Source organism: Bacillus sp. ABA4_010, from assembly GCF_056159105.1.
This window is the reverse complement of sequence record NZ_JBSWUN010000003.1, coordinates 1-12,784: the sequence shown is the minus strand read 5'-3', so window position 1 is coordinate 12,784 and position 12,784 is coordinate 1. Positions and strand designations below refer to the sequence as shown.

Sequence of the window (12,784 nt, the reverse complement as noted above, 5' to 3'; positions counted from 1 at the left end):
TTCTACTTTGCCGTTAAGTTTGCATACAGCTGATTATATGTAAACGCAGACCTTGTCCAGCTGTAATCTCGGCTCATTGCTTCTTTCATCAACTTTCTCCATACTTCTTCGTCTTCATAAAATGTAAGTGCGCGGCGAATCGTATACAACATATCGTGAGCATTGAAGTTGGCGAATGTAAAACCATTTCCTTCTTCCCTCTGCTCATTGTAAGATTGGACCGTATCATTTAGTCCGCCTGTTTCCCGAACAATAGGAATCGCTCCGTATTTTAAAGCAATCAGTTGCCCTAAACCACACGGTTCAAATTTAGAAGGCATTAAAAATAAATCTGTTCCTGCATAAATCAAATGAGCTAATTCTTCATCAAATCCAATAATGGTTCTCACTTGATCATTGTACACACGACTCATGTCAGAAAAGAATGCTTCAAATTTCGGATCGCCGCTACCCAATACAACAAATTGTATGTTCTCATTCATCATTTCATGAAAAACATGCTCCACTAATTCTAAACCTTTCTGTGAAGTCAAACGGGTCACCATAGCAATCATCGGAATGCCCTCATCCTGAGGCAAACCAAGTTTTTGTTGAAGCACCAGCTTATTTTTCTTTTTTACAGGCAGCGTTTTAATCGAGTAAGGATATGCAATAGACGAATCAGATGCTGGACAGTAAAGCTTATCATCAATGCCGTTCACAATCCCTACTAAATCATCCGCACGCTTTCTCAATAACCCGTCTAATTTTTCTCCGTAATAAGGGGTTTGAATTTCATTACGGTAACTTGGACTGACCGTTGTAATTTTGTCTGCTGATACAAGAGCCGCTTTCATAAAATTTACATTCCCATAAAACTCCAACTGAGTGGAAGTAAAATAATAATCACTTAGATTAAGCAATTCATATAAAATATTGCGAGGGAAGATTCCTTGAAATTGAAGGTTGTGAATTGTAAATACCGTTTGAATGGAAGCAAACACGTCGTACTCTGACCTTAATAAAAATGGAATCATTCCTGTATGCCAGTCATGACAATGAATAATATCCGGATCAAATCCTAAGTAAGGAATGCTTTCAATAACGGCCCGACAGAAAAAGGAAAACCTTTCTCCATCATCATAATGGCCGTACAGCGAATCTCGCTTAAAATAATATTCGTTATCTAAAAATACATACTGGATTCCTTCTAACTCCAATATTTCAATGCCGCAGTATTGGCGTCTCCATCCAATTTGTACATAAAATACTTTTTTTAATGTCATCTGGGCTTTATATTCTTCTCGAATGTGACTATATTTTGGCATAATGACACAAACCTCTGTGCCAAGCGCAGCTAATTCTTTTGGTAAAGCCCCTGCTACGTCTGCTAATCCTCCTGTTTTGACAAATGGAACACATTCAGAGACGGCAAATAATACTTTCACGAGTTCATCAACGCTCCTTGTACAGTACCCTTCTCAACTACATAAGGAAGTGCAGGACTGCCTTTAAGTTCTGTATCTCTTTCTATTCTTACATCTTTGTCAAGAATGACATGATCTAGTAAACAATTTTCTTTTATGATACTTTTTTGCATAACGATGCTGTTTTTGATCACTGTCCCTTTTTCAATCTTAACCCCTCTAAAAATAATGCTGTTTTCTACATGTCCTTCAATTACACAACCATTTGCAATCATTGAATTTTGTACAACAGCCGTACTTGTGTAGCGAGTTGGAGGCTCATCTTTTACTTTCGTAAAAATTGGATGATCTTTCTCGAATACTTGTTTCCATATTTCAGGCTGCAAAATTTCCATGCTCTTGCTAAAGTATGAAGCAACATCTGAAATAATAGCTGTATACCCGGTATGTTCATAGTGAGATACACTATATTTTGAAGCATGGTATTGAACAAATTCGCTAATCGTATTAGCTGAAAAACTCCCTTGGTAAATTAAATCCACTAACAATGCCGTTTCCATTACATAAATTTGAAGTGGTTGTCCTTGATGATGCACCTCTGTAATATGAGCCTTCGAGCGAATATGATGATCTAGTACATCTTGAAAATTCAGATTACAAATGGTAGAACTATTAGCAATCACAGTATATTTTTGAGTGCTTCTTAAAAAATAATCAATATGATAGCGAAGTTGTGTCACCATGGACGCTTGCCCGTTCACACCTTCTGTTTTAGGTGGAAATACAAACAATCCATCTCTTTTCCGATCTAAATCCCACTCTTTTCCAGACCCGAGATGATCTAATAACGAGCGATAATTTTTTCTAGGGAACAATGCTACGCTATGAATATCAGAGCGTACTAAATTTGACAACATGAAGTCAACTAAACGATATCTACCTGCAAATGGTAGAGCAGCAAATGTTCTAAAATTTGTTAAAGGCTTTAAATTAGCCGTATATGGTGATGCATCTATAATTCCTAACATTTGTTTGTTCATCAAAGCCTTCCTCCTTTTATTTGACTACTTTATCTTCTAATGTGTCGATAAAATCTTGTGTCACTAAAATTACTTCTTCGCTGCTTTCATCCATTCGAATAATCGTTCCATCCGGAATATTGATATTCCCCGCTACAATTGCATTCTCAATGTAAACATTGGCTCCAACTTTCGTTTCCGGCATTACAACAGACCGCTTAATTAACGAGTTTTCACCAATATGCACCCCTTGGAATAAAACAGAGTGATCTACGTTCCCTTCTACCATGCAACCTTCGTTAATAAGCGAGTCGACTACATTGGCTGCAGGAGACACGTATTGAGGCGGTTGATTTGGATTAACCGAATAAATTCGCCAAGAATGCTCAAACAAGTTCAAGGTAGACTCTTCCGAAAGCAAATCCATATTGGCTTCCCATAAACTCTTTACCGTACCTACATCTTTCCAATATCCTTGGAATGGGTAAGCAAATAATTTCTTGTTTTCTTCTAAAAGCAAAGGAATAACATCTTTACCAAAATCATGACTTGAATCCGGGTTACGTGCATCCATCTCCAAATATTCTTTCAGCAAAGACCACTTGAAAATATAAATCCCCATAGAAGCTAAATTATTTTTAGGTTGGGCAGGCTTTTCGTCAAATTCAAGTACTTCTAACTGTTCATTCGTATTCAAAATGCCAAAGCGACTTGCTTCATCCCACGGCACCTCAATCACTGAAATGGTAACATCTGAATTTTTCTCAATGTGATAATCAAGCATTTCACTATAATCCATTTTATAAATATGGTCACCCGATAAAATCAAGACATATTCAGGCTCATGTTGCTTTAAATAATTTAAATTCTCATAAATCGCACTTGCTGTTCCTTTATACCACCTAACTCCTGAAGATTCTGAATAAGGAGGAAGCACCGTTACTCCTCCTCCTCTGCGATCTAAATCCCAGGCACTTCCGATTCCGATGTAAGAGTGAAGAACAAGCGGCTGATATTGTGTCAGTACACCTACTGTTTCAATTCCTGAATTTGTGCAATTACTTAATGTAAAATCGATGATGCGGTATTTTCCTCCGAATGGAACAGCCGGTTTTGCTAGATTTTGAGTTAAGGAACTAAGTCTGCTTCCTTTTCCTCCTGCCAGTAACATTGCTACGCACTTTTTTTTGCCCATCTTGTTTTTTCTCCCCTCTTGATTTTCTAGCTCGCATTATACTAATTCCGAATGGCGGGATATTCATTTCAATATGATATGGTTTCCCATGATACTCTTCTTCCACTGCTTTTAGTGCCTTTTTATTCGTAACACCTGACCCTCCAAAGCTAGGATCATCACTGTTTATAACTTCAATATAGGAAGTTGGAAGAAGGACTCCAATTTTATAGTTTTCATACACATCCTCTGAAAAGTTACATACTATGACATATTGGTCTTGTTCATTCTTTCCTTTACGGATAAATGAGAAAATACGTTGTTCATAGTTATTAACATCAATCCACTCAAACCCTTCGGCATTGTGATCTCGCTCGAATAGCGGTTTGCTGCGTCGATAGATAGCTAGTAACTCTTTCATATAAAGATTAACTTTTCGATGCATCTCAAAATCAAGCAGCATCCAATCTAGCTCAGTGGCATCCTTCCACTCATCAAACTGTCCAAATTCCCCTCCCATAAATAAAAGCTTTTTACCAGGATGAGAGATTAAGAAACCGTAGAGGAGTCGAAGCTGAGCAAACTTACGCCAGTAATCGCCAGGCATTTTATTTAACAAAGATTTTTTTCCATGAACTACTTCATCATGAGAAAAAGGCAGGATAAAATTTTCGTTAAAGGCATATAGAAGTGAAAAGGTGATTTTTTCATGGAGATGCTTTCTTTCATGAGGTGCTGCTTCCATGTAAGTTAACACATCATTCATCCAACCCATATTCCACTTATAATTAAATCCTAACCCATCCATAAATACTGGAGCCGTTACTAAAGGCCAATCTGTAGAATCTTCCGCAATCATTAAAATGTTAGGATCATATGAAAAAAGTGCTTCATTCAATTTTCTTAAAAATTGCACTGCATAATCATTGACTCTCATTTCATCTGAGTTAGCCCAATAAAGAAGATTAGCAACTGCATCGACACGAAAACCATCTATACGAAAATGTTCTAGCCAATAAATAGCATTGGAAATAAGAAAGCTTTGGACTTCGGGCTTTGATAAATCAAAATTAGCTGTTCCCCATACGTAATTTTCCCGATCAGCTTCAGTTGTATATTCATATAGAAAGGTTCCATCAAATTTATACAAACCATGTTGATCTTTACAAAAATGACCAGGTACCCAATCTAAAATAACTCCGATGCTATGTTGATGGCATAAATCAATAAATTGTTTAAGCTGTTCTGGATTTCCATACCTGCTTGTAGGAGAGTAATATCCTGTTCCTTGATAGCCCCAGGATCCATCAAATGGATGTTCCACTAAAGGCATCAGTTCAATGTGTGTGAAACCATGCTCCACGACATAAGGAACAAGTTCTTCCGCAAGCTCTCTATAATTATAGAATTCCCCATCATCATGTGTTTTCCAAGAGCCCGTATGCACTTCATATATAAATAGCGGCTTTTCATACAAAGCAGTTTGCCTTCTTTTACGTTGCCATGATTTATCGTTCCATTCATAAGGCTCTAACTTATGGACAATCGATGCATTATTCGGCCGCTTCTCACTAAAAAAAGCGTAAGGATCAGCTTTTAATAATCTTTCTCCATTTTCGGTATGAATTTCGTATTTATAATTATTTCCTTCTCCTAGCGAAGACACAAAAAGCATCCAAACCCCTTGGTCGTTAAGCTTATTCATTTGATGGGATATTCCATTCCATCCATTAAAATCTCCTACCACTCGAACTTCTATAGCATTAGGTGCCCATAAACAAAAACGAGTACCTGTGATTCCTTGCTCATTTGTTATAATATGTGCTCCAAAAAGTTCATAAGCTTTGAACAAACTTCCCTCATGAAACAAGTGCAGCTGATAATCTGTAGGTTGAACTGTTGATATCATTTTTGCCTCCCTTTCAACCTAATAAATAGGTTTATCTTTAACAATATTCGAGTTATTTTTCTGTTTACCTCCTAGAAAAATTCTCATTTTTCCGACAAAAATCGCTATTTAGATGATTGTTTTGTCGTTTTATCCATAAAAAAAGACATCTTGCGTTTTGCAAGATGTCTTTTTTCGTATTACATTTATGACAAATAAAAAAGCAGTTTACAATTGTAAACTGCTTTTTATTATGACCCGTACGGGATTCGAACCCGTGTTACCGCCGTGAAAGGGCGGTGTCTTAACCGCTTGACCAACGGGCCAAAGTACTGGCAGAGAAGAAGGGATTCGAACCCTCGCGCCGCGTTAGCGACCTACTCCCTTAGCAGGGGAGCCCCTTGAGCCACTTGGGTACTTCTCTATTTTGGCTCCACAGGCAGGACTCGAACCTGCGACCAATCGGTTAACAGCCGATTGCTCTACCACTGAGCTACTGTGGAATATGGTGGGCCTAAATGGACTCGAACCATCGACCTCACGCTTATCAGGCGTGCGCTCTAACCAGCTGAGCTATAGGCCCTTCATGGAGCGGGTGATGAGAATCGAACTCACGACATCAGCTTGGAAGGCTGAGGTTTTACCATTAAACTACACCCGCATCGTGTTATATGGGGCGATTGATGGGAATCGAACCCACGAGTGCCAGAGCCACAATCTGGTGCGTTAACCACTTCGCCACAACCGCCATTAAATGAAATTATAGATGGTGGCTCGGGACGGAATCGAACCGCCGACACAAGGATTTTCAGTCCTTTGCTCTACCAACTGAGCTACCGAGCCTTTTTTGAAAATGGCGGTCCCGACGGGACTCGAACCCGCGATCTCCTGCGTGACAGGCAGGCATGTTAACCACTACACCACGGGACCACCCTTATAAATTGGTTGCGGGGACAGGATTTGAACCTGCGACCTTCGGGTTATGAGCCCGACGAGCTACCAGACTGCTCCACCCCGCGATAATATTGAAACAAATAAAATAATAAATGGCGGAGGAAGAGGGATTCGAACCCCCGCGGGCTGTTACACCCCTGTCGGTTTTCAAGACCGATCCCTTCAGCCGGACTTGGGTATTCCTCCGTATTTCACATTCAATGGTGGACCTTGTAGGACTCGAACCTACGACCGGACGGTTATGAGCCGTCTGCTCTAACCAGCTGAGCTAAAGGTCCTCTCATTTTTGATATAGTAAGTAGCGGCGGAGGGAATCGAACCCACGACCTCACGGGTATGAACCGTACGCTCTAGCCAGCTGAGCTACGCCGCCATATTCTAAAGAAATCTATTTGTTAGATTCTTATATTATCAAAAATGGTGGAGCCTAGCGGGATCGAACCGCTGACCTCCTGCGTGCAAGGCAGGCGCTCTCCCAGCTGAGCTAAGGCCCCATTTTTCAAGGATTTCATGGTCGGGAAGACAGGATTCGAACCTGCGACCCCTTGGTCCCAAACCAAGTGCTCTACCAAGCTGAGCTACTCCCCGTTAACTTCATAATAATATGGCGCGCCCGACAGGAGTCGAACCCATAACCTTCTGATCCGTAGTCAGACGCTCTATCCAATTGAGCTACGGGCGCATATTTCTTTTTTTGTATAGTGGTGCCGAGGACCGGAATCGAACCGGTACGGTAGTCACCTACCGCAGGATTTTAAGTCCTGTGCGTCTGCCAGTTCCGCCACCCCGGCACTATACGTTCTACTGGAGCGGAAGACGGGATTCGAACCCGCGACCCCCACCTTGGCAAGGTGGTGTTCTACCACTGAACTACTTCCGCGTTAAAAGTGCGGGTGAAGGGACTCGAACCCCCACGCCTCGCGGCGCCAGATCCTAAGTCTGGTGCGTCTGCCAATTCCGCCACACCCGCATATTAAAAATGGTGAGCCATGAAGGACTCGAACCTTCGACCCTCTGATTAAAAGTCAGATGCTCTACCGACTGAGCTAATGGCTCGGATAAATGGTGCCGGCGAGAGGACTTGAACCCCCAACCTACTGATTACAAGTCAGTTGCTCTACCAATTGAGCTACACCGGCTAAGAATGGTGGAGGATGACGGGATCGAACCGCCGACCCCCTGCTTGTAAGGCAGGTGCTCTCCCAGCTGAGCTAATCCTCCATTTTTGTAATACTGCCTGGCAATGTCCTACTCTCGCAGGGGGAAACCCCCAACTACCATCGGCGCTGAAGAACTTAACTTCCGTGTTCGGCATGGGAACGGGTGTGACCTCTTCGCCATCATCACCAGACATATTACATTATACACTATTCAGAAGAAATTTCAATACTTTTTTAAAAAAAGTTATTCCTTCAAAACTAGATAACTGCAGCTGAGAAAAGCACGTTGTGCTTTAAAATTTGGTTAAGTCCTCGATCGATTAGTATCAGTCAGCTCCACACGTCGCCATGCTTCCACCTCTGACCTATCAACCTGATCATCTTTCAGGGATCTTACTAGCTTGACGCTATGGGAAATCTCATCTTGAGGGGGGCTTCATGCTTAGATGCTTTCAGCACTTATCCCGTCCGCACATAGCTACCCAGCGATGCCTTTGGCAAGACAACTGGTACACCAGCGGTGCGTCCATCCCGGTCCTCTCGTACTAAGGACAGCTCCTCTCAAATTTCCTGCGCCCGCGACGGATAGGGACCGAACTGTCTCACGACGTTCTGAACCCAGCTCGCGTACCGCTTTAATGGGCGAACAGCCCAACCCTTGGGACCGACTACAGCCCCAGGATGCGATGAGCCGACATCGAGGTGCCAAACCTCCCCGTCGATGTGGACTCTTGGGGGAGATAAGCCTGTTATCCCCGGGGTAGCTTTTATCCGTTGAGCGATGGCCCTTCCATGCGGAACCACCGGATCACTAAGCCCGACTTTCGTCCCTGCTCGACTTGTAGGTCTCGCAGTCAAGCTCCCTTGTGCCTTTACACTCTACGAATGATTTCCAACCATTCTGAGGGAACCTTTGGGCGCCTCCGTTACATTTTAGGAGGCGACCGCCCCAGTCAAACTGCCCACCTGACACTGTCTCCCACCCCGATGAGGGGTGCGGGTTAGAATTTCAATACAGCCAGGGTAGTATCCCACCGATGCCTCCACCGAAGCTGGCGCTCCGGCTTCCAAGGCTCCTACCTATCCTGTACAAGCTGTACCAAAATGCAATATCAGGCTACAGTAAAGCTCCACGGGGTCTTTCCGTCCTGTCGCGGGTAACCTGCATCTTCACAGGTACTATAATTTCACCGAGTCTCTCGTTGAGACAGTGCCCAGATCGTTACACCTTTCGTGCGGGTCGGAACTTACCCGACAAGGAATTTCGCTACCTTAGGACCGTTATAGTTACGGCCGCCGTTTACTGGGGCTTCGGTTCAAAGCTTCGCTTGCGCTAACCTCTCCCCTTAACCTTCCAGCACCGGGCAGGTGTCAGCCCCTATACTTCGCCTTACGGCTTCGCAGAGACCTGTGTTTTTGCTAAACAGTCGCCTGGGCCTATTCACTGCGGCTCTCTCGGGCTTGCACCCTATCAGAGCACCCCTTCTCCCGAAGTTACGGGGTCATTTTGCCGAGTTCCTTAACGAGAGTTCTCTCGAACACCTTAGGATTCTCTCCTCGCCTACCTGTGTCGGTTTGCGGTACGGGTACCTCCCACCTCGCTAGAGGCTTTTCTTGGCAGCGTGAAATCAGGAACTTCGGTACTTTATTTCCCTCGCCATCACAGCTCAACCTTACGAGAAGCGGATTTGCCTACTTCTCAGCCTTACTGCTTGGACGCGCATATCCAACAGCGCGCTTACCCTATCCTTCTGCGTCCCCCCATTGCTCAAACGGTGGGGAGGTAGTACAGGAATATCAACCTGTTATCCATCGCCTACGCCTTTCGGCCTCGGCTTAGGTCCCGACTAACCCTGAGCGGACGAGCCTTCCTCAGGAAACCTTAGGCATACGGTGGATGGGATTCTCACCCATCTTTCGCTACTCATACCGGCATTCTCACTTCTAAGCGCTCCACCAGTCCTTCCGGTCTGACTTCACCGCCCTTAGAACGCTCTCCTACCACGGACATCGTAGATGTCCATCCACAGCTTCGGTGATACGTTTAGCCCCGGTACATTTTCGGCGCAGAGTCACTCGACCAGTGAGCTATTACGCACTCTTTAAATGGTGGCTGCTTCTAAGCCAACATCCTGGTTGTCTAAGCAACTCCACATCCTTTTCCACTTAACGTATACTTTGGGACCTTAGCTGGTGGTCTGGGCTGTTTCCCTCTTGACTACGGATCTTATCACTCGCAGTCTGACTCCCAAGAATAAGTCTTCGGCATTCGGAGTTTGACTGAATTCGGTAACCCGTTGGGGGCCCCTAGTCCAATCAGTGCTCTACCTCCGAGACTCTTATCTTGAGGCTAGCCCTAAAGCTATTTCGGAGAGAACCAGCTATCTCCAGGTTCGATTGGAATTTCTCCGCTACCCACACCTCATCCCCGCACTTTTCAACGTGCGTGGGTTCGGGCCTCCATTCAGTGTTACCTGAACTTCACCCTGGACATGGGTAGATCACCTGGTTTCGGGTCTACGACCACATACTCATTCGCCCTATTCAGACTCGCTTTCGCTGCGGCTCCGTCTCTTCAACTTAACCTTGCATGGGATCGTAACTCGCCGGTTCATTCTACAAAAGGCACGCCATCACCCGTTAACGGGCTCTGACTACTTGTAGGCACACGGTTTCAGGATCTCTTTCACTCCCCTTCCGGGGTGCTTTTCACCTTTCCCTCACGGTACTGGTTCACTATCGGTCACTAGGGAGTATTTAGCCTTGGGAGATGGTCCTCCCAGCTTCCGACGGGATTTCTCGTGTCCCGCCGTACTCAGGATCCACTCAAGAGAGAACGAAGTTTCAACTACAGGGTTGTTACCTTCTTCGACGGGCCTTTCCAGGCCTCTTCATCTACTTCGTTCCTTTGTAACTCCGTATAGAGTGTCCTACAACCCCAAGAGGCAAGCCTCTTGGTTTGGGCTAATTCCGTTTCGCTCGCCGCTACTCAGGAAATCGCAATTGCTTTCTCTTCCTCCGGGTACTTAGATGTTTCAGTTCCCCGGGTCTGCCTTCCATACCCTATGTATTCAGGTAAAGATACTGTTCCATTACGAACAGTGGGTTTCCCCATTCGGAAATCTCCGGATCAAAGCTCACTTACAGCTCCCCGAAGCATATCGGTGTTAGTCCCGTCCTTCATCGGCTCCTAGTGCCAAGGCATTCACCGTGCGCCCTTTCTAACTTAACCATTCGCCTTACGGCTACATGTTTCTTACATTAGAAAAGCTTTCACTTTCCTCAGCTATTACTGTTATCTAGTTTTCAAAGAACAATCATTGGTGGAGCCTAGCGGGATCGAACCGCTGACCTCCTGCGTGCAAGGCAGGCGCTCTCCCAGCTGAGCTAAGGCCCCAATATAAAAGTGGTATGGTGGGCCTAAATGGACTCGAACCATCGACCTCACGCTTATCAGGCGTGCGCTCTAACCAGCTGAGCTATAGGCCCATACCATAAGAAAAGAGAATGAAATTCTCTCAAAACTGAACAAAACGTTTTTCGTCAACGATTCTTGTAAAAATCCTTAGAAAGGAGGTGATCCAGCCGCACCTTCCGATACGGCTACCTTGTTACGACTTCACCCCAATCATCTACCCCACCTTAGGCGGCTGGCTCCTTACGGTTACCTCACCGACTTCGGGTGTTGCAAACTCTCGTGGTGTGACGGGCGGTGTGTACAAGGCCCGGGAACGTATTCACCGCGGCATGCTGATCCGCGATTACTAGCGATTCCGGCTTCATGCAGGCGAGTTGCAGCCTGCAATCCGAACTGAGAACGGTTTTATGAGATTAGCTCCACCTCGCGGTCTCGCGACTCTTTGTACCGTCCATTGTAGCACGTGTGTAGCCCAGGTCATAAGGGGCATGATGATTTGACGTCATCCCCACCTTCCTCCGGTTTGTCACCGGCAGTCACCTTAGAGTGCCCAACTGAATGCTGGCAACTAAGATCAAGGGTTGCGCTCGTTGCGGGACTTAACCCAACATCTCACGACACGAGCTGACGACAACCATGCACCACCTGTCACTCTGTCCCCCGAAGGGGAACGCTCTATCTCTAGAGTTGTCAGAGGATGTCAAGACCTGGTAAGGTTCTTCGCGTTGCTTCGAATTAAACCACATGCTCCACCGCTTGTGCGGGCCCCCGTCAATTCCTTTGAGTTTCAGCCTTGCGGCCGTACTCCCCAGGCGGAGTGCTTAATGCGTTAGCTGCAGCACTAAGGGGCGGAAACCCCCTAACACTTAGCACTCATCGTTTACGGCGTGGACTACCAGGGTATCTAATCCTGTTTGCTCCCCACGCTTTCGCGCCTCAGCGTCAGTTACAGACCAGAAAGCCGCCTTCGCCACTGGTGTTCCTCCACATCTCTACGCATTTCACCGCTACACGTGGAATTCCGCTTTCCTCTTCTGCACTCAAGTTCCCCAGTTTCCAATGACCCTCCACGGTTGAGCCGTGGGCTTTCACATCAGACTTAAGGAACCGCCTGCGCGCGCTTTACGCCCAATAATTCCGGACAACGCTTGCCACCTACGTATTACCGCGGCTGCTGGCACGTAGTTAGCCGTGGCTTTCTGGTTAGGTACCGTCAAGGTACCAGCAGTTACTCTGGTACTTGTTCTTCCCTAACAACAGAGCTTTACGACCCGAAGGCCTTCATCGCTCACGCGGCGTTGCTCCGTCAGACTTTCGTCCATTGCGGAAGATTCCCTACTGCTGCCTCCCGTAGGAGTCTGGGCCGTGTCTCAGTCCCAGTGTGGCCGATCACCCTCTCAGGTCGGCTACGCATCGTCGCCTTGGTGAGCCGTTACCTCACCAACTAGCTAATGCGCCGCGGGCCCATCTGTAAGTGATAGCCGAAACCATCTTTCAACCAAGGACCATGTGGTCCTCGGTGTTATCCGGTATTAGCTCCGGTTTCCCGAAGTTATCCCAGTCTTACAGGCAGGTTGCCCACGTGTTACTCACCCGTCCGCCGCTGACTTCAGGGAGCAAGCTCCCATCTGTCCGCTCGACTTGCATGTATTAGGCACGCCGCCAGCGTTCGTCCTGAGCCAGGATCAAACTCTCCGAAGAAATGTTTGACTTGCTCATAAAATAAAAATTAAACGTTGACGTTTTGTTGTTTTGTTCAGTTTTC

4 protein-coding genes, 23 tRNA genes and 3 rRNA genes are annotated in these 12,784 nt (G+C 45.5%); all 30 read right to left on the bottom strand.

Annotation, left to right across the window (positions count from 1 at the left end):
• Positions 1–2: 2 nt before the first annotated feature.
• Positions 3–1,427, bottom strand: coding sequence for a glycogen synthase GlgA (gene glgA, locus ACXAEO_RS01265; protein ID WP_474877013.1), 1,425 nt, complete (start codon positions 1,425–1,427; stop codon positions 3–5).
• Positions 1,424–2,446 carry a GlgC family sugar phosphate nucleotidyltransferase gene (locus tag ACXAEO_RS01260; protein ID WP_474877011.1) on the bottom strand — a complete coding sequence of 341 codons (1,023 nt, stop codon included), beginning with the start codon at positions 2,444–2,446 and terminating at the stop codon, positions 1,424–1,426. The genes glgA and ACXAEO_RS01260 overlap by 4 nt, the downstream gene beginning before the upstream one ends.
• A gap of 16 nt (positions 2,447–2,462) precedes the next feature.
• The gene (locus ACXAEO_RS01255) at positions 2,463–3,620 is read right to left on the bottom strand and encodes a glucose-1-phosphate adenylyltransferase (protein WP_474877009.1); all 1,158 of its coding nucleotides are present in this window, start codon (positions 3,618–3,620) and stop codon (positions 2,463–2,465) included.
• Entirely contained in the window at positions 3,562–5,508 is a 1,947-nt protein-coding gene (glgB, locus tag ACXAEO_RS01250) for a 1,4-alpha-glucan branching enzyme (RefSeq protein WP_474877007.1), read from the bottom strand. Before glgB ends, ACXAEO_RS01255 begins: the two co-directional genes overlap by 59 nt.
• 233 nt (positions 5,509–5,741) lie before the next feature.
• Positions 5,742–5,813, bottom strand: a tRNA-Glu gene (locus ACXAEO_RS01245).
• A 7-nt stretch (positions 5,814–5,820) separates the two neighbouring features.
• Positions 5,821–5,911 (bottom strand) — tRNA-Ser (locus tag ACXAEO_RS01240).
• A gap of 4 nt (positions 5,912–5,915) precedes the next feature.
• Positions 5,916–5,990, bottom strand: a tRNA-Asn gene (locus tag ACXAEO_RS01235).
• Between the two features lie 3 nt (positions 5,991–5,993).
• Positions 5,994–6,070, bottom strand: a tRNA-Ile gene (locus tag ACXAEO_RS01230).
• Positions 6,071–6,074: 4 nt separating this feature from the next.
• Positions 6,075–6,148, bottom strand: a tRNA-Gly gene (locus tag ACXAEO_RS01225).
• An 11-nt stretch (positions 6,149–6,159) separates the two neighbouring features.
• Positions 6,160–6,235, bottom strand: a tRNA-His gene (locus tag ACXAEO_RS01220).
• Between the two features lie 19 nt (positions 6,236–6,254).
• Positions 6,255–6,330: transfer RNA gene (locus ACXAEO_RS01215), tRNA-Phe, on the bottom strand.
• Between the two features lie 11 nt (positions 6,331–6,341).
• A tRNA-Asp gene (locus ACXAEO_RS01210) sits at positions 6,342–6,417 on the bottom strand.
• 12 nt (positions 6,418–6,429) lie between these two features.
• A tRNA-Met gene (locus ACXAEO_RS01205) sits at positions 6,430–6,506 on the bottom strand.
• A 28-nt stretch (positions 6,507–6,534) separates the two neighbouring features.
• Positions 6,535–6,627: transfer RNA gene (locus ACXAEO_RS01200), tRNA-Ser, on the bottom strand.
• Positions 6,628–6,642: 15 nt separating this feature from the next.
• Positions 6,643–6,719 (bottom strand) — tRNA-Ile (locus tag ACXAEO_RS01195).
• 21 nt (positions 6,720–6,740) lie between these two features.
• A tRNA-Met gene (locus ACXAEO_RS01190) sits at positions 6,741–6,814 on the bottom strand.
• A 45-nt stretch (positions 6,815–6,859) separates the two neighbouring features.
• Positions 6,860–6,935 (bottom strand) — tRNA-Ala (locus ACXAEO_RS01185).
• Positions 6,936–6,952: 17 nt separating this feature from the next.
• Positions 6,953–7,029 (bottom strand) — tRNA-Pro (locus tag ACXAEO_RS01180).
• Between the two features lie 17 nt (positions 7,030–7,046).
• Positions 7,047–7,123, bottom strand: a tRNA-Arg gene (locus ACXAEO_RS01175).
• Positions 7,124–7,143: 20 nt separating this feature from the next.
• Positions 7,144–7,232, bottom strand: a tRNA-Leu gene (locus tag ACXAEO_RS01170).
• 14 nt (positions 7,233–7,246) lie between these two features.
• A tRNA-Gly gene (locus ACXAEO_RS01165) sits at positions 7,247–7,321 on the bottom strand.
• Positions 7,322–7,329: 8 nt separating this feature from the next.
• A tRNA-Leu gene (locus tag ACXAEO_RS01160) sits at positions 7,330–7,411 on the bottom strand.
• A 10-nt stretch (positions 7,412–7,421) separates the two neighbouring features.
• Positions 7,422–7,497, bottom strand: a tRNA-Lys gene (locus ACXAEO_RS01155).
• Between the two features lie 7 nt (positions 7,498–7,504).
• Positions 7,505–7,580 (bottom strand) — tRNA-Thr (locus ACXAEO_RS01150).
• Positions 7,581–7,586: 6 nt separating this feature from the next.
• Positions 7,587–7,662, bottom strand: a tRNA-Val gene (locus ACXAEO_RS01145).
• 14 nt (positions 7,663–7,676) lie between these two features.
• Positions 7,677–7,792, bottom strand: a 5S ribosomal RNA gene (rrf, locus tag ACXAEO_RS01140).
• A gap of 109 nt (positions 7,793–7,901) precedes the next feature.
• Positions 7,902–10,833, bottom strand: a 23S ribosomal RNA gene (locus tag ACXAEO_RS01135).
• 89 nt (positions 10,834–10,922) lie between these two features.
• Positions 10,923–10,998 (bottom strand) — tRNA-Ala (locus tag ACXAEO_RS01130).
• 15 nt (positions 10,999–11,013) lie between these two features.
• Positions 11,014–11,090: transfer RNA gene (locus ACXAEO_RS01125), tRNA-Ile, on the bottom strand.
• Positions 11,091–11,170: 80 nt separating this feature from the next.
• A 16S ribosomal RNA gene (locus ACXAEO_RS01120) occupies positions 11,171–12,720 on the bottom strand.
• Together the 16S, 23S and 5S rRNA genes with 23 tRNA genes alongside form the textbook arrangement of a ribosomal RNA operon.
• Positions 12,721–12,784 lie beyond the last annotated feature (64 nt).

What these genes read in the sequence shown, in the direction of transcription:
- ACXAEO_RS01260 (WP_474877011.1), bottom strand. Translation starts at nt 2,446, where the DNA reads ATGAACAAACAAATGTTAGGAATTATAGATGCATCACCATATACGGCT.
- ACXAEO_RS01255 (WP_474877009.1), bottom strand. Translation starts at nt 3,620, where the DNA reads ATGGGCAAAAAAAAGTGCGTAGCAATGTTACTGGCAGGAGGAAAAGGA.
- glgB (WP_474877007.1), bottom strand. Translation starts at nt 5,508, where the DNA reads ATGATATCAACAGTTCAACCTACAGATTATCAGCTGCACTTGTTTCAT.